This window comes from Pusillimonas sp. (genome assembly GCF_029263785.1).
Lineage (GTDB): Bacteria > Pseudomonadota > Gammaproteobacteria > Burkholderiales > Burkholderiaceae_B > Pusillimonas.
The window spans coordinates 91042-115173 of sequence record NZ_JAJUFE010000005.1 but is presented as its reverse complement, the minus strand read 5'-3'; the positions used below and the strand labels follow the sequence as shown (position 1 = coordinate 115173).

Annotated in this window: 27 protein-coding genes and 2 tRNA genes; 10 read left to right on the top strand and 19 right to left on the bottom strand. The window is 57.2% G+C overall.

What is annotated here, in order from left to right:
• Window positions 1-745 precede the first annotated feature (745 nt).
• Complete coding sequence (locus tag Q1J88_RS03000) at window positions 746-1120, bottom strand: tautomerase family protein (RefSeq protein WP_301115936.1); 375 nt, start codon at window positions 1118-1120, stop codon at window positions 746-748.
• A gap of 81 nt (window positions 1121-1201) precedes the next feature.
• The gene (locus Q1J88_RS02995; protein ID WP_301115935.1) at window positions 1202-1888 is read right to left on the bottom strand and encodes an MOSC domain-containing protein; all 687 of its coding nucleotides are present in this window, start codon (window positions 1886-1888) and stop codon (window positions 1202-1204) included.
• A gap of 231 nt (window positions 1889-2119) precedes the next feature.
• Here Q1J88_RS02995 and Q1J88_RS02990 point away from each other — a divergent pair, with 231 nt between their 5' ends.
• Window positions 2120-2494 carry a SirB2 family protein gene (locus tag Q1J88_RS02990; RefSeq protein WP_301115934.1) on the top strand — a complete coding sequence of 125 codons (375 nt, stop codon included), beginning with the start codon at window positions 2120-2122 and terminating at the stop codon, window positions 2492-2494.
• Window positions 2495-2505: 11 nt separating this feature from the next.
• Here the strand turns inward: Q1J88_RS02990 and alkB are convergent, their stop codons facing one another.
• The 3 genes from alkB to Q1J88_RS02975 all read right to left on the bottom strand — a co-directional run bounded on the left by alkB (window position 2506) and on the right by Q1J88_RS02975 (window position 4699).
• Window positions 2506-3153 carry a DNA oxidative demethylase AlkB gene (gene alkB, locus Q1J88_RS02985; RefSeq protein WP_301115943.1) on the bottom strand — a complete coding sequence of 216 codons (648 nt, stop codon included), beginning with the start codon at window positions 3151-3153 and terminating at the stop codon, window positions 2506-2508.
• Between the two features lie 35 nt (window positions 3154-3188).
• Entirely contained in the window at window positions 3189-4310 is a 1122-nt protein-coding gene (locus Q1J88_RS02980; protein WP_301115933.1) for a 5-methyltetrahydropteroyltriglutamate--homocysteine S-methyltransferase, read from the bottom strand.
• Window positions 4311-4450: 140 nt separating this feature from the next.
• Window positions 4451-4699, bottom strand: coding sequence for a hypothetical protein (locus Q1J88_RS02975; RefSeq protein ID WP_301115932.1), 249 nt, complete (start codon window positions 4697-4699; stop codon window positions 4451-4453).
• 121 nt (window positions 4700-4820) lie between these two features.
• Here Q1J88_RS02975 and Q1J88_RS02970 point away from each other — a divergent pair, with 121 nt between their 5' ends.
• Window positions 4821-5714, top strand: a complete 894-nt coding sequence (locus tag Q1J88_RS02970) for a DNA/RNA non-specific endonuclease (RefSeq protein ID WP_301115931.1) — start codon at window positions 4821-4823, stop codon at window positions 5712-5714.
• A 91-nt stretch (window positions 5715-5805) separates the two neighbouring features.
• On the opposite strand, the gene Q1J88_RS02965 is transcribed toward Q1J88_RS02970, so the two are convergent.
• A tRNA-Asn gene (locus Q1J88_RS02965) sits at window positions 5806-5881 on the bottom strand.
• Between the two features lie 176 nt (window positions 5882-6057).
• Between Q1J88_RS02965 and Q1J88_RS02960 the strand changes: the two genes are divergently transcribed.
• On the top strand, window positions 6058-6297 hold the full coding sequence (locus Q1J88_RS02960; protein WP_301115930.1) for a hypothetical protein: 240 nt from the start codon (window positions 6058-6060) through the stop codon (window positions 6295-6297).
• Between the two features lie 33 nt (window positions 6298-6330).
• On the opposite strand, the gene Q1J88_RS02955 is transcribed toward Q1J88_RS02960, so the two are convergent.
• Complete coding sequence (locus Q1J88_RS02955) at window positions 6331-7863, bottom strand: glycosyltransferase family 39 protein (RefSeq protein WP_301115929.1); 1533 nt, start codon at window positions 7861-7863, stop codon at window positions 6331-6333.
• Between the two features lie 160 nt (window positions 7864-8023).
• On the opposite strand from Q1J88_RS02955, the gene Q1J88_RS02950 reads away from it, so the two are divergent.
• From Q1J88_RS02950 to Q1J88_RS02940, 3 genes are all read left to right on the top strand, one after another.
• Window positions 8024-9097 (top strand): AI-2E family transporter, encoded by a 1074-nt coding sequence (locus tag Q1J88_RS02950; protein WP_301115928.1) that lies wholly within the window; start codon window positions 8024-8026, stop codon window positions 9095-9097.
• A 144-nt stretch (window positions 9098-9241) separates the two neighbouring features.
• Window positions 9242-9979 carry a flagellar brake protein gene (locus Q1J88_RS02945; RefSeq protein WP_301115927.1) on the top strand — a complete coding sequence of 246 codons (738 nt, stop codon included), beginning with the start codon at window positions 9242-9244 and terminating at the stop codon, window positions 9977-9979.
• Between the two features lie 66 nt (window positions 9980-10045).
• Window positions 10046-10121, top strand: a tRNA-Thr gene (locus Q1J88_RS02940).
• Between the two features lie 83 nt (window positions 10122-10204).
• Here Q1J88_RS02940 and Q1J88_RS02935 read toward each other — a convergent pair.
• The 8 genes from Q1J88_RS02935 to Q1J88_RS02900 form a co-directional block, all read right to left on the bottom strand.
• Window positions 10205-10786: an HdeD family acid-resistance protein gene (locus tag Q1J88_RS02935; RefSeq protein ID WP_301115925.1), complete on the bottom strand. Its 582-nt coding sequence runs from the start codon at window positions 10784-10786 to the stop codon at window positions 10205-10207.
• A 15-nt stretch (window positions 10787-10801) separates the two neighbouring features.
• A complete protein-coding gene (locus Q1J88_RS02930; RefSeq protein ID WP_301115924.1) occupies window positions 10802-11221 on the bottom strand; it encodes an HIT family protein in 420 nt (139 codons plus the stop codon).
• 97 nt (window positions 11222-11318) lie between these two features.
• A complete protein-coding gene (locus Q1J88_RS02925) occupies window positions 11319-12125 on the bottom strand; it encodes a uracil-DNA glycosylase (protein WP_301115923.1) in 807 nt (268 codons plus the stop codon).
• Window positions 12115-12762, bottom strand: coding sequence for an ABC-type transport auxiliary lipoprotein family protein (locus Q1J88_RS02920; RefSeq protein WP_301115921.1), 648 nt, complete (start codon window positions 12760-12762; stop codon window positions 12115-12117). The genes Q1J88_RS02925 and Q1J88_RS02920 overlap by 11 nt, the downstream gene beginning before the upstream one ends.
• A complete protein-coding gene (locus tag Q1J88_RS02915) occupies window positions 12759-13697 on the bottom strand; it encodes an MlaD family protein (RefSeq protein ID WP_301115920.1) in 939 nt (312 codons plus the stop codon). Before Q1J88_RS02915 ends, Q1J88_RS02920 begins: the two co-directional genes overlap by 4 nt.
• A complete protein-coding gene (locus Q1J88_RS02910) occupies window positions 13697-14485 on the bottom strand; it encodes an ATP-binding cassette domain-containing protein (protein WP_301115919.1) in 789 nt (262 codons plus the stop codon). Before Q1J88_RS02910 ends, Q1J88_RS02915 begins: the two co-directional genes overlap by 1 nt.
• Window positions 14486-14490: 5 nt before the next feature.
• Window positions 14491-15651 (bottom strand): ABC transporter permease, encoded by a 1161-nt coding sequence (locus Q1J88_RS02905; RefSeq protein WP_301115918.1) that lies wholly within the window; start codon window positions 15649-15651, stop codon window positions 14491-14493.
• 7 nt (window positions 15652-15658) lie between these two features.
• A complete protein-coding gene (locus Q1J88_RS02900; protein ID WP_301115917.1) occupies window positions 15659-16390 on the bottom strand; it encodes a nitroreductase in 732 nt (243 codons plus the stop codon).
• A 239-nt stretch (window positions 16391-16629) separates the two neighbouring features.
• Between Q1J88_RS02900 and Q1J88_RS02895 the strand changes: the two genes are divergently transcribed.
• Entirely contained in the window at window positions 16630-16926 is a 297-nt protein-coding gene (locus Q1J88_RS02895) for a hypothetical protein (RefSeq protein ID WP_301115916.1), read from the top strand.
• On the opposite strand, the gene Q1J88_RS02890 is transcribed toward Q1J88_RS02895, so the two are convergent.
• From Q1J88_RS02890 to Q1J88_RS02880, 3 genes are read right to left on the bottom strand one after another with little or no spacing between them, the layout of a single operon-like run.
• Window positions 16883-18841, bottom strand: coding sequence for a CHASE2 and HATPase_c domain-containing protein (locus Q1J88_RS02890; protein ID WP_301115915.1), 1959 nt, complete (start codon window positions 18839-18841; stop codon window positions 16883-16885). The genes Q1J88_RS02895 and Q1J88_RS02890 overlap by 44 nt on opposite strands.
• Window positions 18842-18874: 33 nt before the next feature.
• On the bottom strand, window positions 18875-19993 hold the full coding sequence (locus Q1J88_RS02885; protein WP_301115914.1) for a FecR domain-containing protein: 1119 nt from the start codon (window positions 19991-19993) through the stop codon (window positions 18875-18877).
• Between the two features lie 52 nt (window positions 19994-20045).
• Window positions 20046-20780 carry a response regulator transcription factor gene (locus tag Q1J88_RS02880; RefSeq protein ID WP_301115913.1) on the bottom strand — a complete coding sequence of 245 codons (735 nt, stop codon included), beginning with the start codon at window positions 20778-20780 and terminating at the stop codon, window positions 20046-20048.
• 131 nt (window positions 20781-20911) lie between these two features.
• On the opposite strand from Q1J88_RS02880, the gene Q1J88_RS02875 reads away from it, so the two are divergent.
• From Q1J88_RS02875 to Q1J88_RS02865, 3 genes are all read left to right on the top strand, one after another.
• Window positions 20912-21163, top strand: a complete 252-nt coding sequence (locus tag Q1J88_RS02875; RefSeq protein WP_301115911.1) for a hypothetical protein — start codon at window positions 20912-20914, stop codon at window positions 21161-21163.
• A gap of 25 nt (window positions 21164-21188) precedes the next feature.
• Window positions 21189-22109, top strand: coding sequence for a YihY/virulence factor BrkB family protein (locus tag Q1J88_RS02870; RefSeq protein WP_301115910.1), 921 nt, complete (start codon window positions 21189-21191; stop codon window positions 22107-22109).
• A gap of 156 nt (window positions 22110-22265) precedes the next feature.
• The gene (locus Q1J88_RS02865) at window positions 22266-22634 is read left to right on the top strand and encodes a DUF4168 domain-containing protein (protein ID WP_301115909.1); all 369 of its coding nucleotides are present in this window, start codon (window positions 22266-22268) and stop codon (window positions 22632-22634) included.
• 76 nt (window positions 22635-22710) lie between these two features.
• On the opposite strand, the gene Q1J88_RS02860 is transcribed toward Q1J88_RS02865, so the two are convergent.
• The gene (locus Q1J88_RS02860) at window positions 22711-24132 is read right to left on the bottom strand and encodes a YdgA family protein (protein WP_301115908.1); all 1422 of its coding nucleotides are present in this window, start codon (window positions 24130-24132) and stop codon (window positions 22711-22713) included.

Genomic DNA, 24132 nt, shown 5'->3' with positions numbered 1-24132 from the left:
TCAAACCAGGTGTTCTCTGCGGGATTGCAAGTAGTTGGACACTTGATCGGACCCTTGGCATCTGCGACGGCTGCCGAGCCGTACGCGGTCATCAAGGCCGCAACCAAGGTTGTAACTCGCATCCCTGCGAGCTTGTGCTTGCGTGCTGTCATAGAACGCCTCTCAAAAGTTGGTTCTCAAAGGTTTGAAGAGAGCGATGTTTTGCCCTCAGCTCAACGTATCAACACGTGACATTTATGATCTGAAAACAAAATTTGATACTGTTCTTTGCGTGTACCAAACTAGGGTTTCCACTTAGCAAAACTATAAAAGCCTATTTTTTGCAGCACCAGACCACCACTTTATATAGAGGGATTTTTACGAAAACGAAGTTTTGGCTTAAATAGTTACAAAACTTTTACGGAAACAGCCTTGTGGCACAAGGGCCACACGCAAATGTATCTCTTGCGCGCACCAACGCCACCATTGACTTGAGTCCAACGAATGGCGTGTTGCTCGCGTTAAGCGTGTCCTGCAATAAACCAGATCTTCAGCCGATTTCAGAACATCGGAGCGCAGACACGCAAAAAGGCCGGCATATTCATGGCGTTGAACCCGAGCTCCTGCCAGGTTCTCAATGCCGAAAATATGCCGGCCGTTACCGGAAGTCGCGAATGGATAGCTTAGCTGTTAAAGCCTGCCAAGACGGACCAATGCAAATACCGCGCACTGCCCTTGTCAAGGCAGCGGGCTGGGCAAGACGAGCTCAACGCCCCGCTTGCTTGGCGGTGATTCCACCTGCCATGCCAATGTTTTCTTTGGGAAAGTCGGACAAACGAGTGCGGACTTCGTCGATGGGAACACCAGTAGCTTCGTGAGCAACCTGACTCAGGCGCTTGATGAGATTAGCCTTAGCCTCTTCGGTGCGACCTTCGATCATGTCGATGTCATACAGGATCGCGGCCGTATCGAACTTTCCGCCACAATAATAATGACCGGCCGGCAACTCATGGAGCATGATGCGCACGGATGGCAAAGCGGTAGAAAGTGCCTCTATCACAGCATCGCTGGTGCGTTGAATAAGTTGTTGCTTTTGTTCGGCCGCCAGGGGCTGGGTCGCAGTGATATTGATGAATGGCATGAGGCACCTTCAATGAAGTAACGAGATAGTGAATAGTGACAAAAAAAGGGGAACCCCCACTGGATCGACACGAACCGGAATCTAGCCGTGCAGTCGGCGGGTCCAGTCTTCGATCGTCATGGACGATAACCGTTTGGCAGCCAGGTCTCGCAAGCGGGGCGAAAGCTCGGCAAGTTCGGCCAGAGCGGCCAGCTCGCCAGGCTCGAACCGGTCATCATACAAGATGCGAAGAATGCGGGTAAGTGTCCATTCGGGCTGTGGGCGCGAGACGCGGCGCAGCAGATCATCCGGCTGCACCCAGCCTGGCTGAAGCACGCGATAATACCACCCGGTGCGGCCGGTGTTCTGGACCCGAAGCGCCATATCGGGCACATTGAAGCGATCGTTAAGCTTCCAGCATGGTTGGCGCGGCTGGGAGACTTGTACGACAGCATCGCCAAGTTCGAAAATATCGCCGATAGCGACGTCGTCTTCGGTCAGGCCCAGGGTAGACAGATTTTCGCCAAAGCCGCCTTCGTCGAGGTTTTGAACAGGTAAATCGGCAAGCTCTTCGGCCCATTTTGGATAGTGGTCGGCAGCATAGTGGTGCACGGCCTTTTCAGGCCCACCATGGTGGGCCGTGTCGCCTTGCTGATCTTTGCGAAATTTGCCTTCTTCCAGGTACTGCGCACGCGTGACAGCCTGCTTGTCGATGGCGGTGAGTTGACCACGAGGCCCAGCTACTGCTGTACCGATACGCAACGACAGGAGCGCCCAGCTCGGACTCATGGCTCAACACCTTGAAATGTTTAAAAAAATTGAAAGCAAATGTACACAGACTTCGGAATGATATAAGAAATTGCCACAAATAGTAATGCAAACAAGCCCTATAGTTTACGCTGGGTTGACGCAAGTCAAACCCGGGCGACTTTACCGTGCCGCCACTTTCACCCACAATGCCATGTGGTTCCGACCGCACACCCGTGCTGGCGCCCGTAACGTATCCGCAATTTCCAAGACATGACCTATCTCTATATCAAGCATCTACACGCCACCGCAGCGATTGTCAGCATCGTGCTGTTTATCATTCGCGCCGTCTGGTCGGTAAAAGGTTCTCCGAGGCTGCAATCAGGCTTCGCGCGTATTGCTCCGCACATCATCGATACCATTTTGCTGCTGGCAGGCATTTACCTGGCATCCGTAGTCGGATGGCATCAGCCATGGATCGCGGCAAAAATAGTGGGGTTGGTGCTTTATATCGGGATTGGCACTCTAGCCATCAAACGCGGAAAGACTCCGGCAAGCCGCGCTGCGGCTGCAGTCGTGGCCGTTCTGATTTTTGCGTATATCGTAAGTGTGGCGGTAACGAAGCAGCCGTTGGGGTGGTTCGCCTGAGGCTGGTCATACTAGCCGGCGCGTCGAAACGTCAGATTGATGCGCCGCGCACCCACCCGCGGATGCTCAGCGGCTTTCAAAGGCATGATGCCGTGAAACCGCATGCGATCTTCGCCGCCCCACACCACTATATCGCCATGAAACAAGGGAATTCGCGCAGGCTTGTCGCTGCGTTGATGCCCGCCAAACAAGAATATGGCTGGTATGCCCAATGAAACTGACACAATGGGCTGAGTCAGGTCGGCCTCGTTACGGTCCTGGTGCAGCGCCATTTTTGACCCAGGCAGATACGAGTTGATCAGGCAGGCATCCGGTTCAAAGCCTCTAAATCCGGCGGCATCTGCCGCTTGCGTGGCAAGACGAAGTAAATCGGCAGGCATCTCGGGCCACGCCTTATTGTTGAGAGGATCAGTTTGCGAATAGCGGTAGCCCGCCCGGTCGCTTATCCAACCGAGTCTGCCACAATTGGTAAGGGCCACCGACATGGTATAGCCGCGTCGGGTCTGCATATGCCGAAATGGCGAGCACGCTTCGATGTAATCAACTGCGGCAAGCACAGCATCGACAAACGGCAAGCCGAAGCCACGCAGAACCAGCGCGTCGCGGCCTAAAGACTCACGGCCTTCAGGCATGCCCGAATCAAATAAATCCAGATTCATCATTGCCGGCCCTACAGGGCCGGCCTGCTCCTGGTTTAAATGTCGCCCCAAACTTCCTGGGCGGTCTCGATCACCAGGCGCAGCTTATTGCGCTGGTCTTCAAATGCGATGTCATTGCCGTGCACCGTGCTCGAGAAGCCACATTGCGGAGACAACGCCAACTGCTCCAGTGGTACGTATTTCGCCGCCTCATCGATACGGCGCTTGAGGTCGTCTTTGGACTCCAGCTTGCCGAACTTGGTCGTGACGAGCCCCAGGACCACGAGCTTTCCTTTTGGCAGGAAACGCAGGGGGCGGAAATCCCCGCTGCGCTCGTCGTCGTACTCGAGGAAATACGTATCGACATGCATCTCTGAAAGCAGCGCTTCGGCCACCGGTTCGTAGTTGCCCGATGCAGCGTGAGTGCTTTTGAAGTTCCCGCGGCACAGGTGGATTCCGAGTGTCATGCCTTCTGGGCGCTGCGCCACCACCCGGTTGATGAAGCTGGCATATCGATGGGGAAGCTCGTTAGGGTCATCACCGCGGTTGCGGGCGGCTTCGCGCATGTTCTCGTCGCAAAGATACGCCAGGTTGGTGTCGTCCATCTGAACATACGTGCAGCCGGCAGCAGCCAGTGAACGCAGTTCGTCGCCATAGGCATCGGCAACATCCTGATAAAAGTCGGGATCCAGCTCGGGATAATGTTCTTTACTGATGCCGCCGCGACCACCCCGGAAGTGCAGCATCGTTGGCGAAGGAATGCATACCTTGGGGGTATGGCCCGGTGAAACCTGCGATTTCAAATACTCGAAGTCGGCCTTCTGGATGTCTTTGACATGTCGAACCTTGTCGACCACGCGAATGGTGGGTGGAGCCAGTTCCATCGTGCCATCCGGCTTCTGGAACGCAAACGGCTCGTCGCTTTGCACGCCCCCAATCTGCTTGAGGAAGTCTACATGGAAGAACGTTCGGCGGTACTCACCGTCGGTTATGGTCTTTAAACCAACGTCTTCCTGAAACCGGACAATCTCGGTAATGGCTTTGTCTTCGACTTCTCGAAGCTGCTCTGCACTGATCTGCCCTTTTGCGAATTGATCGCGGGCCTCGAGCAGATACTTGGGCCGCAAAAAACTGCCGACCTGATCGGCGCGATAAATTTGGGGAGTGGTCTGCGTCATGGCGTCCTGATTAGAAAAGGTTGAAGGCAGGCGCACCCCTAACCGCGAGAGCGCCTCGAGTGTTTGCCAGCCCATTCTAAACGTCGATCTGCATTTTGTCTTTGCCGTGATGCAGACTTGGGAATAGATCGCCGCCAGCACTAACTGGACTGCAACCCAACCCGGTCTCTCAGACCCACGACATCCGCCCGCTTCGCACAATGTGCGCAGCAAAACATGCGTCCGTCCTGCTCAAGTCCGTGACCAATAATGGGCACGTCGCAGTGTTCACAATGCGGCGCTACCATCTTGATGGCGCACTCGAAACTGTCAAACGTATACGTCTCGTTCTTGATCTTCAGCTGAAAGGCTTTATCGTAATCATTGCCGCAAGCGTCACAAACTGGCATGGCATGTCTCCTGAAAAGTTGGCCCACGCCGCCTTGAATTGCTTTTTGCGAACCGGCAGCGTCATGTCGTGCGCAGCAATTGCCATTCCGAGCCGTTTGGGTCGTTGACTACAATGCGGCCATGGCAAGCAGAAATAAGCCCGCCGTTCGACGGCGCCGCAGCAAACAATCCAAACGTAGCAACCGCATCACGCGATTTTTTAAAGCACTGGCGGTCTCGGCCATCGCGTCCTTCAGCGCTGCCAGCTGTGTACTTCATCCACAGCTGCGTGAACAGGTCTCGATCGAGCCTCTGCTTGCGCAAGTTGGTATTTTCGGTGAACGGGGACTGGCACCGATAACGCCAGTTAGCGGAAGCTATGCTCAAACCCGGTTCGCAGAATGCCGCGGTCTATTTCCGGACGAACAGCCTCCCGCCGTGCCCGCCGGTCCGGCTCTGCGCGAACTGTGCTTTGACGCCTTCGCCATCTTGCACAGTGGCCGCACGCGAACCCCCGTTTTTGTAGTTCAGCGCCTGAACCGTCGCCTCTTGCAACAGGCACAACATATTGAGCGCACGGATCGCTTCTACGAAGAGGCCCGCCTTCCGGCCGCGGAGCGTGCGGAACTCAATGACTACCGGCGCTCGGGCTACTCTCGCGGGCACATGGCCCCGGCGGCGGACATGCATACGCCCGAAGCCATGGCCCAGAGTTTCAGTCTGGCCAATATGGTTCCTCAGGACCAAAGACATAATTCCGGACCCTGGGCAAAAATCGAAAGCGACACCCGCAAATACATTTTGCGGGCACGCGGCGACGTGTACGTTTTTACCGGCCCCGTTTACGCAGATAGATTCCAGACTATTGGCGATGGAAAGGTAGCGGTACCCACCTACCTTTACAAATTGGTGTACGACGCCACAACGCGCAGGTCGTGGGTGCACTGGCAAGCCAACCATGCCGGCGCAACGGCGGGTCCGCCGATCCGTTACGAAGAATTTGTGCGCAGGACCGGTTTGAGATTGCTGCCTTGATCCCTAAGAACGCCTTCAGGGGCCCAGCTTTACCAGCGCCCTGTACGTAAAAAGGCCAACCCCGAAGGATTGGCCTTTTTAGCGGTATATCTGGCTCCCCGAACAGGGCTCGAACCTGTGACCTGCGGATTAACAGTCCGTCGCTCTACCGACTGAGCTATCGGGGATCAAAGAAGAAAAACTATAGCATAATTTTTACCATGTGTGCAAGCTATCGGTCAAAAAACCCATCGCATTGCCGAATGCCGCACAAAATACTCGCCCCTTCACATTACAGAGCCGGCTGGCATAATGTCTGAACCCATTCGCGGGCAAGAAAAACATATTTATTACGGAGACAGCTATGGCAAGCACCATCTGCCTGGGAGGCCACTTGCATGGCAAGCAGGTCCACATCATTTCACACCCGTCGGAAACCAGCGACATGCTGGATGAGCCTGACTACTCTCTGCGCATAGTGTCCCGCGCTTCGGCGCCGTCAGAACAGAAACGCTTCTACGTGCATGACGACCTGTCCGACACCGAAGCCGCAGCCCTGGCGGCCCGGCATTGGACGGCCGGTGCGGCACTCGAAACCGCCTGACAGGCTTCACGCTGCCGAAAACCCGACGTACAGCTACCTGGTACAAGCCTCGGTCGGCGGGATGACTCCCCACACCAGTTCAAGCATCGGGCTTTTCTCGGACGACCACCGCAGGCTTTCCGTGCCCTTCCACCGGGCCTGCTCATGCAGGGCCAATAACGCCTCGGACGGTCGTGTACCCCAAGAAGGGCTATAAACCACCACAGCCCCGCAATCAAGCGCAGTGTCGGGCGACAGCCAGGGAGAATCAGCATAGCTCGCGCCGATAAACACTTCGGCCACGGGATCAAGATTGATGGCTATATTGCCACCCAGCCAGGTATCCGAGGCCACCAAGGTCAGTGGTTTTCCGGGAACATGTGCTTCCCAAGCCTGCTGTATCCGCTGGGCAACTTCCGGCCCGGGAAAAGTTGAGCGCGCCGTACGCCCGGAATAATGCGCCAGCGGGCCGCGCGCAACCGCGTACCCTACGGCCATCAGTACATGGATTGCAATCACCAGTACAGCTGTTCGGCGCAAGGTCGCACGCGACGAACCTCTTAGCCACCAGAAAGCGAAATAGCCATACAGGATAAAGAAGGTGGTTCCCCACGACGCTGTCAGCCGCGATCCCAGCAAGGCAGCCAATAAAACCGTCGCAACAATGGGCCCCAGCCCCACCCACAACAAAAAGGATTTGTCCCACGCGCCAATTTCCGAAGCATAGGTTTGCCCACGGTCTGCGACCGGGTTTCGGCGCTGCCAGACATACAGGCCGATCCACACCACGAACATCGGGCTGATGCGGGCCAGCTGGTCTATCGTGAAATCTAGTATGCCCTTCAGTACCTGTGCATATGACTGCATTTCAAGAGATCGGTCGAGGTAGGCAAATGGGGCGAATTGATTGTCGATAAGCCAGTACACGTGCGGCGAGATCACCAGCAGAAACACCACTGCTGCCTGCACAACTCCGCGCTGCACCCGCTGGTCACGCCAGTGGCCATGGACCACGATAAATACCAGGAAAATGGCAAACTGCACCACCGCACTGTATTTGGTCATCATCGAAAGGCCGGCTACCGCACCCAACCACAGCCACGAGCTGGTCTTCGCGTATCGCAAGGCGCGATAGAACAGCCAGGTGCATGCCGCAATCGACCAAAGCTGCGCGGTATTGTGGTTGAAGATGGTGCCACGCAGCGAGAAATACATGGTGGTTGACACCATCAGGGTAGCAATAAGGGCACGACGTGGCGTGGTGAACTCGCAGCCAAAGCGCCAGACAAACCATAGCCCAAGCGCCGACACCAACTGTCCGGCAAAGAAGACCAGCCATATCGGCTTGCCGAAGATACCGGTCAGCGCATACAGCAACCACGACGGCAGGGGCGGATGTTTGGTGTAGCCGAATTCAAAGCTGGAAGCCCATACCAGCTCTTCCATTCCGTCAAGGTCGGGGGCCTTGTGACTTATCGCGCACAACAGGGTCCACAACGCCACCATCCCAACCAAAAAAGCCAGTACCGTGCCATTCCAGGCAAGCGACGGGCTTCCGTATTCCCTGCCGGTATTGCTCTGCTGCATTTCTCACACCTTTAGATAGGTTTGACGCGCATATCGGGGTTCGAACGCGCCATGTCATCAATTGCTTTGTTTGACGCAGCGTGATTGTAGCTGCCGGTATACTAGGGCGCTTGCAGCAAATACACGCTGCCTCTTTCGTTCTACCGCGTCCGGAGCCTTCATGAACGATAGCCATCTGCACTATCGCACCTTCATCATCTTGCTGGTCATCGTTACCCTGGCTTTCGGCAGACTGCTTCTGCCCTACTACGGCGCTGTCTTTTGGGGCGCCATTCTGGCCATCAGCTTCATGCCGCTGTATCGCCGCTTGCTCGCGCTATTGCCGGGCCGGCCCAATTCCTCGGCCTTCCTGACTGTGCTGCTGGTGCTCCTGCTTGTCATTTTGCCCCTGACTCTCCTGACAGGCTCACTGTTGCAAGAGGGTTCCAACCTGTACAAGAGAATCGAAAGCGGCGAGCTGAATCTCGGCTCTTATTTCGAACAGATCGTCGCTGCGTTGCCGCCTTCGCTTCACGGTGCCCTGGAACAGTTCGGTCTGACCGACCTGTTCAGCGTTCAGGAGAAGCTGTCGGCGGGAGCGCTTCAGGGCAGCAAATTCCTCGCCTCGCAAGCCGTCAACATAGGGCAGAACACAGCCCAGTTTCTGATCGGACTGGGCATCATGCTGTATCTGTTGTTCTTCCTGCTGCGTGACGGAGCACCCCTGGCACGTCGAATCACGACGGTCATTCCACTTAGCGCCGAACATAAGCAACTGCTTATGCACAAGTTCGTTACCGTCGTGCGCGCCACCCTGAAAGGAAACATCGTGGTCGCGGCCACCCAAGGTGCCCTGGGCGGACTGATCTTCTGGATCCTTGGCATAGAGGGTGCGCTGCTCTGGGGCGTAATCATGGCGCTGCTCTCGCTGCTGCCGGCGGTAGGGGCCGCGATAATCTGGCTGCCGGTCGCCGCCTACTTTCTGGTAACGGGCGAAGTCTGGCTTGGAATTATCCTGATTCTTTACGGCATTCTGGTCATAGGCCTGGTCGACAATATCCTTCGCCCGCTGCTGGTGGGCAAAGACACCAAAATGCCCGATTACGTAGTTTTGATTTCCACAATTGGCGGCCTGACTGTCTTTGGCCTTAACGGTTTCGTAATCGGGCCGTTAATTGCAGCGTTGTTCATAGCGGTGTGGGATCTGTTTCCGTCCGCCACCCAGGACTTCAACGAACCGCAAGATTACAGTTAAGCCGTCGCGGCAACAGCCTTTGCCAGGATCGAATGCCGGTCACCGGTCACCGTTCGCCATCAGCAAAGCGCGCGGCTGTAATACACAAAGGCTCTAATTTTGCTTTAATAGCCTATTGTCACCAGAAGTTAAATTTCTTACCTCGTGAAACATCAATCTTCCGCCGAACCCACCAGTCGATACGCGCTAACCAGTCAGTTGGACATCCTTGATGTCCTGCGCAGCCTTGCGCTGGAAAATCGCCTTATACACATGCGGGTTGCCGGTGGCGATACCTCCATCCTGACGACACTACTGCACATCGATTCTGCGGAAGAGTCCCTGATCTTTGATGGCAGCTCGGACGAATCCTGGGCGCAGCAAATCGAAAAGGCTCAGAACCTGTCCTTTGAAGCGTCGCAAAACGGTGTCCATATCAGTTTCACGACGGGCCCGGCCACCTTGTGTTCGTACGACGAGCGCCCCGCTTTTCGGTTGCCCTACCCCACCGAGCTTATCCGTGTGCAGCGCCGCGATGCCTTTCGGGTAGCAACTCCGCAGAACAAGCCGGTGCTATGCACTATTCCGATGGATGAAGGGGCCATTGTTCTGCAACTCGCCGATCTGAGCAGCACTGGTCTTGGAGCAGTGGACGCCTTATTTGAGGTAGACGGTGCCATTGGCACCATCTACCGAAACTGCCGGCTGGAATTGCCCGGCGATGAACCATTGAATGTCACCCTACGGCTCGTCCAGGTACGCGACTTCGAAAGGGCCAACAAGCAGCTGCGACACCTGGGATTCGCATTTGAAGGCTTGCGAGGGGCCACACTGGCTCGTATCCAGCGCTACGTCAGCAAACTTGAACGCGAAGCTCTGGCCCGCAGCCGGGGCTTCCGCTAGGCACCATCGACCCGTTCAACTCTGGCGCGACAGCCGGCAACGGGAATGTGTATAATTGCGGGCTTAGCCGATGTAGCTCAGTTGGTAGAGCAGCTCATTCGTAATGAGAAGGTCGAGGGTTCGACTCCTTTCATCGGCACCAGAATTTACGCGGCTTTGCAATGGTTTGCAAAGCCGCTTTACTTTTTACGGCTGTATACCGCAAGGTATCCCTTTTTCAGGAAATTATCTGCGCTGGCGCAGGGCAAGCCCCAGCAACAGCGCCGACCAGCCCTGAAAAAGCAGGTCGATTGCCAGTATCAGCCCCAGTAGCCAGATGCTGTTGCCGGGCCACAGCACGGCAACCAATATGCCGGTGGCCAGCGTAATGACTCCGGACAATGCCAGCCACTGCCATCCCCGCTGCCCCCGGTTGTTGAACCATATCCAAAGACGCAAGGCCCCAACTGCAATCAGTGTGGCCCCCAGAAGCAGCGTCAGCATTGCAGCGCCCGTAATCGGGTTGACCAGCGCAATAATCCCCGCAGCCGCATACAGCAATCCGCTGGCGGTCCAGAAGAGGAATCCCGCCAATTGCTTGACGCGCCAGGCGTGAATCAGTTGGCCGATTCCACCGATAAGCATCAGGACGCCAATGAAGATGACGCTGACCAGAGTCGCCGCAAGAACGTGGACAAAGGCGATGATGCTCAGCACCAGCAGGACTATGCCCAGTGCTACGAACCAGCCCCATCGGGCGCCCAGTTCATCCAGGGCCTGCGTCAGCCGGTCAGGCATCAGATTCGAAGTTGTATGGTCGTCGGACATGGTGAGTCTCCTGTGTCAATCCAGGCAGGCCTTGATGCGCTCTGCCATCGCCTTGAGGCTGTTCTCGTCAGCACGTTCGGCTGCGTGCATGCGCAGTACGGTACCGGCCGCGTGCGGAATCACGTGAAAGTGAATGTGCGGCACAGTCTGACCCGCCGCAGCGCCATTCAATTGGGCCACATGAATGCCCTCGACGCCAAGTGCTTTTTTTACAGCAATGGCGATACGCCGGGTAGTACGGATGGCGGCCACCGCCCCTTCTTCGGACAGGTCGAGCAATGTAACAGCGGGCTCTTTCGGGATGATCAGGACATGACCGTCTGCCTGCGGCATGATGTCCATGAACGCCAGCGTCCTGTCATCTTCGAAAACCTTGATGCAAGGAAGCTCTCCGCGCAAGATCTTGGCAAAAATATTGTTGTTGTCGTAAACCATCTATACACTCTCCTGACATTTGAACCAGACTCGCCCGCGCGCGCCGGCGCAGATGCAGGCAATGATAAAGCATAAGCCCGAGGTCACTCAGGCTGCGTTACCAGAGCACACCCTGTCGCTTGCCGGCTACCTCGTCTGACACAGAGCCGGGTTCAGCACGGGTGCCGGCGGGCAGATCGTTGTTGAGCCAGTCAATGCCCGTCTCGCCGTGCTCTTCGAGCCAGCGATTGGTTTCGAAGAAGTGCCCGCAACCCACGAAAGGTCGCGGCGGACGCGAGGCTGAAAGCGGCGATGGATGGTTTGACATCAACACATGAACCGGGCCGGCGGGCGGGCTGCCCTGCAATAAGACGCGGCGCTCTTGGGCGTGCGCACCCCAAAGAAGCAAGACTTTCGGTCGCGGCTGGCTCAGCACCAACGACAGTATGGCGTCGGTCACGACTGACCAGCCGCAACGCGAATGTGAGCCAGCCTTATGCGCTTCGACGGTCAGGGCTGTGTTCATCAGCAAAACACCCTGAGTGGCCCATCGCACCAGGCTATTGCGCTGAGGCCGGTATTCCCCTGGATACTCGCGTGCAAGCTCGGCAAACATATTGCGCAGACTGGGGGGTGTGCGACAATCATCGGGGACCGAAAACGCAAGACCCTGCGCCTGCCCAGGACCATGGTAGGGATCCTGCCCAATCAATACCACCTTGACGTCTTCGGCCGCGACCTCGCCAAGCATACGAAACGGCTGTGCAGGAAAGATGGTTGCACCTGCCTCGAGCCGCTGCTGCAGGAACTGATCGATGTCGCGCACTGCCCTGCTCACCCGCTCGGATTCCAGTGCCCTTCGCCACCCGGGAGGCAGCGCCTTGACATGATCGAGCAGTCGCCCCTGAAACCGATTATTTGGCATTGCGACGGACCCTGCCTTGCTGCTGCACCCAGTCCAATACGCGGGCCGACAGTTGATCAATGGCCTGCCCGTATGCCTGCACGACCTCGGGTACCTGCTTGCCTTGCACGGGCTGCTCCGCGCTAAAACGCTGTGACGCCATAATGCGTGACGATTTCATGTCGGACAAGGTCGCGTCATACGCTATCCGCACCACGGGTACACCGTCACGATAGACGACATGGAACCAGGTCAGATCTCCGGAAAGCTCGATATCTGCAGCAAGCGCACTGTTATCGGCAACAACTGTGCGGAACACCCCTGCCGATCGGAAGGCGTCGATCAGGCGATCGCGAAAAAGTGCCGGTGCACTATCACTCCAGCGAGCGCCCTTGTAGGCACTGATACGCTCCGGCTCGGGTATGACGAGAATCCGCGTGCTGTCCACCGCACGATCACCGTAGGGCACGTCTATACGCAAGACGGCGTCAGACGAGGCTTGCAGTACGCTTGGTTCGCTTGCAGCCAGGTTGGGCGAAGGCAGGCGATAGAAGGTCAGGGTTTCTGATTCGGGTAGCACCGAACACGCGGATAATGTAAAGAACAATACCGATAGCCACGCAAGGGCCACCCGCCTGGACACCAGGTAACGACTCATGGTTCGAACTCCTCAATCTTTGTGCGGCCCAACAGGAAGTTCGTCGGGCTGTCGTCCAGCTTGCGTACCACGTCCTGCAAGCTTGCCAGCGTAGTACGCAGCTCTTGTAGCGCCGGCCCCAATTGCCTCAAACCATCCACACCGGAATGAAGGCCCGACCGGTTTTCTTCAATCAGCTGATTAAGGCTTTTGCCGGTATCGTCGATTGACACCATGGCCGAGCGTATGCTTTGGAACGTCTTGTCGCCTTGCTGCACCAGGACATTATCAGCCCGCTTCATCAGCGCTGTCGCCTGCTCAAGCGCCACCTCAGCCTGGCGGCTGGCCTGGGTCAAGGCGGGCACCAGTTCAGAAAGGTCTTCAGCAGGCTGACCCAATGCTGCCGTGAAACGCTCGAGGTTCTCGAGCGAGCGGCCAATCCGCTCGGCGTTTTCAGGTGACAGAACCTGCTGGGCGCTCATCACCAGCGAGGTGAGATTGGTCATGAGATTATCGCTATTGGCCAGCAACTGTGTAATGGGAGACGGGGTGGCAACAATGACAGGGTCGCCTGACTCCGGTTCGGGCAGGTCCGGGCTTTCGGGGGAACCGCCGCTCAGACCAATCACCGACGCGCCCGTGATCCCTGTCAGGACAAGCCGTGCACGAGTGTCTTCCTTGATGGGAATGTCATCTTGAACCTTGATGCGGGCCCTGACCTCGGATGGGTCCTGTGGGTTAAGGGACAGGTCCATCACTTCGCCGACCTTGATGCCGTTGTACTGCACCGCGCTGCCAACGGTAAGCCCCCGGACGGCTTCGTGGAAAATGACGACGTAATGCCGTTCGCCCGCATGCTGGCCGGCCTTGCTCAGCCACAGCGAGAAAAGGACGGCCAAGATGGCAACAAGGACAGTGAAGGCTCCGATCAATACATGATGCGCCCTGGGTTCCATTAGCTTTTGCTCCGATTGATTTCCGCCGCACGATTCGCAGCACGACCTCGGGGACCGTGAAAGTACTCGCGTATCCAGGCGTCGTCGATAGCGGCAACGCGTTCGAGGGTATCGGCTGCCAACACCCTTTTCTGGGATAACACTGCAACCCTGTCGCAACTTGCGTACAGCGTATCAAGATCGTGAGTCACCAGAAACACGGTCAGGCCCAAGGCGTCTCGCAAGGTCATGATCAGTTGATCAAACGCTCCCGCTCCAATCGGATCGAGCCCGGCAGTCGGCTCGTCCAAAAAGAGAATGTCCGGATCCAGCGCCAGCGCACGGGCCAAGGCGGCCCGTTTGACCATGCCACCCGACAACGAGCTGGGGTATAGGTCTCCGGCGGATGCCGGCAGCCCCACAAGACCGACTTTAGTGCGCGCCAGTTCTTCGGCTTGTGCACGATTCAAGCCCGCCTGCTCCATAAGAGGTACCGCAACATTCTCGATTACGGTCAAGGACGAGAATAACGCACCGCTTTGAAACATCACGCCGAAGCGTCGTTCGATGTGCACCCGCCTTTCCGGAGGCAAGGCGAGCAGATCTTCTCCGAATATGTGGATGCGTCCTGCGGCGGGCGGCTGAAGGCCAACGATGGATCTGAGCAGCACCGATTTGCCGGTACCCGACCCCCCCACCACGCCCAGAATTTCCTTTTTATATATATCAAGGTCAAGGTTGTCGTGCACGGTGTGCGTACCGAAACGATTCACCAGGCCCCGCACCTGGACAATGGGCGTTGGCGGCATGCTGCTTACCATCCCATCTCCATGTAAAACAGGGCGGCCAGCGCATCAATAAGTATCACCACGAAAATGGACTGCACCACGGCCGAAGTGGTGTGTTGCCCAACCGATTGGGCACTGCCACGAACCTTGAATCCCTCTATGCAGCCGATGACGGCAATCAGGTACGCAAAAATCGGGGCCTTGGCCATGCCCAGAAAAAAATGCCTGATCTCGATGTCTCGCTGGAAGATGGTCAGGAACATGCTTGGTGAAATATCGAGCGACACGGCACACACAAGCATTCCGCCCAATATCCCCGACACCATGCCCACAAACGTCAGGGCCGGTAAAGCAATCAGCAATGCGATTATTCGTGGCAACACCAGCAAGTCGACCGGGCTCAGGCCCATCATTCGTATGGCATCAATTTCTTCATTTGCCTTCATTGAGCCCAGTTGAGCTGTGTATGCACTGGCCGTGCGCCCAGCGATCAGTATCGCAGTAAGCAATACGGCGAACTCGCGCAGAAATGAAAACCCCACCAGCGTAACGGTATAGATGGTGGCCCCGAAATCAGCCAGTACAGTTGCACCAAGAAAGGCAATCACGGCCCCTACCATGAATGTCAGCAACGCGACGATAGGGACCGCATTGAGGCCGGCCTGCTCGACTTGAGCCGCAATGGAAGTCACTCGCCAATGGCGGGGCTGGAAAAGCGTGCGCACGAACGCTACAAGCGTTAACCCGATGAACCCCAGCAAGGCCACAATCAGCTTCCACGTACTTTCCATGGACATGCCGATGCGGCCAAGCAGCTCGCGCCAGGCTGGTGGCCGGGCAGGCGACTCCGCTTGCCCGGGCTGGGCGCCGGCCACTGCCAGAAGCAAGGCCGAACGTTCAGCAGGAAGGCCTGAGTCTGCCTTGACCAGCTCCTGAAGGCGCAAGGCGCCTACACAGCGTGTGAGTTGCGCTGCGCCCGCGGTGTCGATCGCCTCCAATCCATCAAGGTCCAGCTCATCGAACGCCAGCGTCCCGGCGGATGCAGGGTGGGCGGACTCCCGGCGCTGCTCTGCAGCAATCTCCCGCTCGATGGGCTGATAGTTCTTCAAGATCCACTGACCACGCACACGCAAACGCCGTGAATCAGCGCCGTGCTCAAGTACCAGATATTGTGCGTCGCCGGGCATCAGTGACTTATTCCAGCCAGACCGTGAAATCTTCGGGGGGTACCCGGGGGGTGCGGAAGGTGTTGACCAGGGCGTTTGGGTCGGCCCAGCCCAATGCCATGCCACACACAAGCATCTCGTCTTCACCGGCACCAATATGAGGCAGGATGATGCTGGCGAACGAGTTCCAGGCAGCCTGCGGGCAAGTATCAAGACCGCGCGCCCGCGCCGCGACCATGATGTTCTGCATGAACGCACCACAATCCAGCAATGCGCCCTGACCCATCACTGTATTGACTGTAAAGAACAGGCCTACCGGCGCGTCGAAGAATCGAAAGTTACGCTGATGCTGAGCGTGCATGCGGTCTTTTTCGCCTTTGGCAATACCCAACAAACCGTATAGCCCCCAGCCGTTCTCGCGGCGTCGCTCGATGTACGGGCTGATCCACTCACGCGGATAGTAAGCGTATGCCTCCTGATATTTTTTGGCTTCGTCGGGGTTCGCATACACGGCGTCGTGCGCAGCGCATACTTTCTTGATCAGTTCGTCACGGGCCGACCCTTGCAGAACATAGGTCTTCCAGGGCTGAACGTTCGCACCGGAGGGCGCGCGGCTTGCTGTAGCCAGAATCTCGCGGATCAGGTGGCGGGCTACCGGCCGGTCGGTAAATGCGCGTATGGACTGACGCGAATTGATCGCGGCATCGACAAGCTCGGCACATTCGCTAGAGGGAACGCGATCCAATACAGGGGACGACATGTGGGACAAGACTCCTGAATACACTTCGAAACTCGGCTAAGTGTAATGGCCGCCAGTACAAAGGACCAAGCCACCATAGCTCACCCGGTTCGGCAGCTCGTGAACAAGTTTCATCTGGTTGCAAATCCAAACAAATACCCCTATTATGGAATTTACCCATTTACTTATTTCGATGCCTGTCTATCAATCGGGTCGACATCCAGATAACAGCATCTGACGGCCACGCTCACACCCACACCATGACCCAGTCGGACGACCCCTTCCTGTCGCCGGAACGCCCTCCTGTGCCAGACCCATTTTCACCTGGGCTGCCCCTCAGGGTTGATGTCACGATGGCAGAACGTCCGCGTGCGCCACGCGAGTCGGCAATGCGCAAACGGCGGCTGCAGACTGTGCGCCAGTTGCATACCATTGCCCAACTGCGCGAGCAGGTAAACGAACTGCGCGCCGAAATTTCCAGTCTTGAATCCATTATTGGTGCCCAGGCCGACGCTATCGAGGCGTTGCTGCGCCGGAACCAAACACCGGAAGACTGACGCGAAACGTACTGCCCTGGCCAGGCTGACTTTCTACGCTTATCCGGCCGCCATGACGCAAGACAACTGCACGCACCAAGGCCAATCCCAGGCCGATGCCTGCAGGATTATCAGGTACTTCGGCATCGAAGCGCCGAAACGGGTGGAATAGGCGACTTATCTGGTCCGCGGTCATCCCTCGCCCTTTATCCTCAATTTCGATTACCCATTCAGAACCTTGTCCGCGCAGTCGACACCATATCCGGCCATCCTGAGGACTGTACTGAATGGCGTTGGTGACGAGATTACCCAAGGCCCGACGCAACTGGTCTTCGTCAGCCATCGTAAATGCGGGACGCTCGACTCCCTCGACGGAAATCGTAATGTTCCGGTGATGGGCCATAGGCCATTGTTCATCACACACCGACTGGAGCAAACCCGCCAGGTCGATCTCATTCAGGTTCAGCTCCATGGACTCTGCCCGCGCGAGACGTACAAATCCGTCGACCAGGCGCAATGTACGGCAAGCACTCCGCTCTATCCGATCCAGCAGTTGCATCTGATCCTTGGGCGACCTGCTGCGCCGCTGGAGCTGGACGAGCGCCAGGATGGTGTTCTGGGGCGAGCGCATGTCGTGAGAAAGGAATCTCAGTGCTTCTTCTCGTAAACCAATGGCTTGCCTGACCATTCCCATTGCCTGATGCAAACGTACCAACCTGTGAGGCAAGGAGTGACGCACCGCAATGTCGTCTTGCGGAAGTGCCTGAAAGTGCATCAGATGCTGTGCATAGAGCGAATCGAGCTCGGCATCGACCTGCTTGAGGGCTGCCTCCTGAAGCCGCCAGCTCCATAGGGGATAGGCCAGCATGATTCCCAGCAGCGCCGCCGACGGCCCGATCCAGACATGAAAATAGCGCATCAACACCCAATGCGCGATGAAAATCAGGACGACCAGGCCCAATATGACAAGCAAAGAACGACGTGGCGAGAGGCGTCGAAGCGCGATGCAAACCATCAACACCGGCAGGGTACTGAGCAGCGCTGTAACCAGGAAGTGCGGCGTACGGATCCAATGCTGGCCAAGTGCATTGTGCAAGCCATTCGCCAAGATCTCGACGCCTGACATGGGTTCTCCGGTGCCTGAAAGGGGTACCGACAGGGCGTCTCCCAAAGCAGAGGCCCAGGCACCCACAAGCACGAGTTTGCCTTCAAACGCTTCGCTCGGCACAGAATCATCCAGCACGCGTGCGTATGGGTACATCTTGAAGCTTCCAGGCCCGCCCACGAAGGACATGAGCCTGGGCGTTTCATCGCCTGCCCGCAGTTGCTGGGCTTTAGAGTCGTGTCCGGCCACGTCCAGCATGGCCACAACAAAGTGGTCGACCTTGCCTTGTGCTGTTTGCCAATAAGGCTTCATCGCGCGGACGACGCTGTCCGGACCCAGATGGGCGTTGATAATCCCCAGCCCGGCTGCAGCCTGCGCCAGTATGGGGCGAGGCCAAAGCACGCGGCCGTCGTCCACGACAAGAGGCAACACCACGCGGCCGTGCCGTGACATAGCCTGCGCCAGAATTGACTCATCTTGCGGATACGCCGGGCTCGCGTCGCGAAATACGAAGTCCAGACCCACTGCTTTTGCCAGATGCAACCGCGCGAGCAGTTCTGCATGGACGGCGCGGCGTAGCGGCCACTGGCCAAGTTCATCAATGCTGTCATCATCCAGAACGACAATGACAACCTCTTCGGGAGGCGGCCGGGTTGCCAGCGCCAGCGTTTGTCCGTACAAAAGGTGATCCAGACGATGCAGTGCGAAATTGTGGCTGAAGCAACTGAGTAGAAAGGTCAGCAACATGGCGATCGACACGACCAGAAGCCATTCGACGCGCAGGCGCCGATCCAGTCCACCGTCTTTTATCAACGCGCCCCTAACTTGCATTCGCCAAGGCTCGCCTTTTATAAATGAGTTAAGTTAGTAATCAGCAACGAGCACCATTCCTCCGCCCAGAGTCGATACTGCATTCCCTGAACCGTCCATCAACACATAAGCTCCTTCAAACGACGCACTGGCGTCAACGCCGCCGATCCCGGCGTCGTCAATTGCTCTCACAAACACATAATGGGTTCCCGCAGCCGATGCGGAAAAATGCGCCGGGGGCGCCTGAATACGTTGTTGGGACACCAGTTGCGCCCCACTTTCGTCGCGCGCCACACTTACAAGATAGGCACTGGCACCCGCAACCGGTTCGAATTCCATGCTCCACCCCCCTGCTGCGCGTACAGGTTGGAGCAGCTTTGGAGCCGGCAACAAAGGACGCACACCCAGACTTTTTCCGTCGCGATCCATCGCGACGCCCTGGCGCTCGCGCAGTATCAGCTCGCCCGCCCCCGCCCCGGCCACACCCGCCATACCACTGACCACTTCGCTTCGGGAGCCGCTGCTTCGGGAGCCGCTGCTTCGGGAGCCGCCATCGGCATGTACACGCATGCGAGTGCCGCGAACCCCTGTAACGCTGACAGGGGTACGCACCTCGAACCGGCCTACTCCGGTCTCTTGGGGTGCGACCTGAGTTTCGACCGAGCCGGTTTCCATTTCGAAGATCGAATCAGTCAGACCGGTGCCCTGAAACTCTCGTATTCGCTTGATGACAAGAGTCGTCGAAGGCGGCACCGTGACAACACTCTGGTCTGAGAGCTGAAGCACAACGTAGCCGTTCGCACCCGTCTGGATCTTTTGTCCTTCCGAAACTTGTGCCGCGAACGGCAATTCGCGACCGTCGATGGTTACTTCGCCGGCCACGTGCGTAACTTCAGCCGTGGCCGCTCGAACCGGGATCATCGAAAATGGAATGCGCAATAGCCTGGCGATCTGCAAACGATAGGGGTCGTCGACCCCATTCAGTTCCTGCAGGGCCTTCCAGTTTGAGTCGTGCAAAGTGTATCGTTGCGCCAAGCCGATAAGGGTGTCTCCGGACCTGACGCGGTATAGAAAGTCGTCACCTTTTGCACCCGCGGGTTGCGCCGTGGCGCTTGGACCGAACGCCAGTGCAAACACCAAACTAATGAGACCTGCAAAACGAGAAAAAGGCATCGGGCAGCCTTAACGCTAAATATTGCTTGATTATTACAGAAGAAAGCGAATATTACTGTAATGGATTTCGTGTTGCTTGTGGCGTCGGCAACAACTCACCTACCACTTCCAGTCGGTACCCCAGGGCATACGAGGACGCCAGCCTGACGCCGTTTTCGGGCCGCAACTGCAATTTTTGCCGGATATTCGACAGGTGTGTATCCAGGGTACGCGATGTTGCCGGGATCTCCCGGTTCCACACTGCCGCGCTCAGGACGTCACGAGAAAAGAGACGACCAGGATTACGAAAAAACAACAGCGCCAATTCGAATTCTTTCGGAGCCAGTTCGACGATTCGACCATCGAAATACGCAAGCCCGGTGGTCGCATCGAAGGTGTAGGGGCCCAGTTTTACCTCGGCCGGCTCTACGCTGGCCTCTACGCTGCGCCTGCGCAACAGGGCGTCGATGCGGGCCACAAATTCACCTGGCCGAACCGGCTTGCACAGATAGTCATCTGCACCCGCCTGCAAACCCGCGACCAGATCTTTTTCCAATGTGCGGCTGGTTACGAACATCAGGGGAACTTCGTATCCAACATGAGTACGTATCCAACGGACAATCTCGATGCCACTGATGTCGGGGATCTCCCAGTCGATCAGCATCAGGTCAAACGGCAAGCTTTTGCGCAGCACGGCGAGCAAAGACTTTCCCAGGCCGAACGTCGTGCACTGGTGGCCTGCCTCGGCCAGCAGGCAGCGGATCAATTCGGCCTGATCCGGATCGTCTTCCAAAGATGCAATGTTCATTTTTTCTTGCGTTTTTTGAAAAAATATTGCCTGGCTCGGCAGACCCGGTCGGGTCAACTGATTATGGTACCCCATCCAGGCATGAAAATTGCATTCTGGCTTCTACCCGCCGCGCCATATGGAGAAGCGCCATGCCACCGACCGATGCCCGCCCGCTGCACGCCGCACACGTACCGGAGGTACCGCCCGAACAGCCTCCCATAACTCCCCCTCAACGCCCGCCGGAATCAGACCCACCTGATCCCGTTGAGATACCCCCGGCAGACCCCGACGAAGTTCCGCCACTGGATGAACCGGATCGGGGCGTCGATCTGCCGCCAAGAGAACTGCCGCCCGATGTTCAAGAGCCACCACTGCCGGACAATCCACCCGAGCGAGTCTGAAATCAAAACCGCCTCCTGACCACTCATGCGTTTCCGGGATTACCTGACGCTGACACGAGACTCCGTCAAGGCTTGGCAGGAAGACTACGCTGCCAGCCTGGGCGCAGCGATTGCGTTCTACACCGCTTTCTCCATTGCCCCTTTAATGATCATCATTATTGCGATTGCGGGCTACGTATGGGGCGAAGATGCGGTCAGGGGCGAGCTTATCCGACAATTGGGCAGTGTTGTGGGCAGTGACGCCGCTGCGGGTATCCAGGCCCTGATTCGAAATGCCGATCGACCTCATCAAGGGATTACCGCAACCTTCATCAGCGTTGGCATCCTGGTCTGGGGAGCAACGCGAGTATTTGCGGAACTGCAGACAGCCCTGGACCGGATCTGGAAAGTGCCGCAGGCCGCCCGTCAGAAAGGGATATGGAACACGATTCGCACGCGCCTTCTTTCCTTCGGCCTGGTTCTGGGCCTGGCCTTTCTTCTGATTGTTTCCCTGGTGGTCAGTACGAGCCTGGCTGCGCTGGGACAATGGGCCGGAGGTCTGTTCCCGGCAATGGAGGCCATGCTGCAGTTGGCGAATACTCTGATCACCTTCTGCATAACGACGTTCCTTTTCGCGATGATCTTCAAATTCATGCCACAGGCCACCATAGCCTGGCGTGACGTCTGGATCGGAGCCATTGTCACCGCAGTGCTCTTCGAACTCGGGAAAGTGCTTATTGGCCTGTATGTAGGCAAAAGTGCCTCGGTCTCCACCCTGGCCGCTGCGGGTTCGCTGATCGTGTTGCTTATCTGGGTCTATTACGCGGCGCAAGTGTTCTTGCTCGGCGCAGAGTTCACATGGATCTACGCAAGAAAGCACGGGTCGCACCGGCAGGCCGAAAGTGACAGCGAGGCGCTTCCAGTCGGGCAACACGACGGAGTCTTTAAAAATGATTCCGCAACGTAACAGCCCTGTCGAGTTCCGTCCCTGCTTGTGCCTTCCCCCAGGGGTCGTAACCTGCCGTTGCGCCTCGACAAGCCCCATCACAGTGAAACCCTTGTACTGAGCGCCAGTTCCGGCACCATAGGAGTTGTGTTGAACGCAACTATATAAGGAGTCTGCATGAAAACATGGATCACTACTGCTTGCTCAGCCGCTGTACTCGCCCTGGGCGTCGCTGCGCCGTCAATCGCACAGCAGACACCGGCGCCCGCGGCCACGCAGCAGGCACCGGTGAGCTATTCCGATTCTCAACTGGAGAAGTTCGTAGCGGCCTCCAAGAAAGTCGCCGTCATTTCGCAGGAATACACACCCAAGCTGCAGGCAACGACTGACGACGCCACGCGTCAGGAAGTCTATCGCGAGGCCGACGAAAAAATGGTGCAGGTGGTTCGGGATGAAGGCATGACCGTCGAGGAATTCAACGGTATCAATCAAGCTATCCAGCAAGACCCGGCGTTAATGGAGCGCGTGCAGAATATCGCCAGATAAGGGCCGCGCCGCAACCGGCCTGTTAGGCGAAGGTGCAGGTTCCCCCTCGTGGATCTGCACCCTTTTTTTGTCAGGCCTAGAACAGAAAAACCATCAGGGCCCGCTGCAGGAATTCCGGCAACTTCATTTGCCGCCCATTGGAATCAACCTCACCATCTCGATATGCGATGTGAGTGAAAGCTGCGCCGTCTTGCACAGTTGCCAGGCCAGCGGTCTGTAATCGGCTGGCATACTCATCGTAAAGCAGGCCCACCAGCTCGGCGGCCTCGGGTTCACCCGCGGAAAGCTGTTCAATCGCCCGGGTCAGCATGGCCCTTTCAACACGCATCTTGAGATCCAGGGTCTGCACCGCCTGGGGCAGCAAGATATCCAGCGACACGGGCATATCAGCCTGCGGTGGTTGCACCAGGGTCAGTGCAAGCGACAGACTGCTTTCACCCCGGTCGTTCCGCCAGACAACGGGATCGAGGTCGATGGCCGGGCTTCCGGCCAGTAACCCAATAAGCTTTTGCTGCAGCAGGGCCGCGTCTTGCGGCGAAAGCTCCCAGTCATCTTCGGAACCATAACGCGCGTTCAGGTCATCGAACACGTCGGTGAGTGCATCCAGCGCCGGCATGCTGAAATCTTTGGCTGATACGCCCAGCTTCACGCTGCCAAGGTCGACTCCGTTTGACAGCACGTGACCGAAGTCGTAGCGAACGTGCCCGCTTCCGAGGTCTTGTTTTCTGTCGCTGGCCACGACCATGGTCGCGTCTTGCAATGCCAGCTCACCTGCCTCGGCCAGTTCGAGCTTCAACGCTCTGGCATGCGTGGTCGCATTTAACTGGAAGTCATTTCCGGACGTCCGGGTTTCGTAATCAAAATGCAAGTCTTCGATAACCAGGCGATCGGTGCCCGGCCCCTTCGAGGTATCCAGCAAGCCCAATGTGCCGATGATCGCGCTGTCCGAAAACTGATTGCTGAGCACCGCTCGTATATTTGCGCCGGAAAACTTCAGTATTTCTGTGTCAGTGGCGACCGACAGCGGCATAAAATTCCATTCAGTCTCGGCCTTGCCCCCAAATCGGACTTCAGTGCGACCCGTTGCAGGCGACTGACCGCCAAGGCTGTCGAACCATGATTGGGTAGAGGCCGAGGGCAACAAGCGCGATTGGCTCCATGCCATCATCGGCACAAATTTGCCCGACCGCAAGGCGCCCAGTGGAAACGGGCCGTGCTGCATGTGGTCGCTTAACAGATACTCTTCGCCTGGCTCGCCTGCAATGCGCAGCGCATACACGACGTCGGTGGAAAAAACGTGACGCCGGTATTCGGCAATGACCAAGGCGGCCGGACCTTTTGAAGACTGCCCTAGCATCGACCGCGACATGCGAAGGTTTGCCTCTGCAACAGCCTGTTCAATTGCGTGCTGGGCCTGTGTACCAACATACCAGGAAGCACCCGTATATGCAGCCGCAGCCGCCAGGACGACGGCCAAGATACCCGTGGTTTTTCTCAT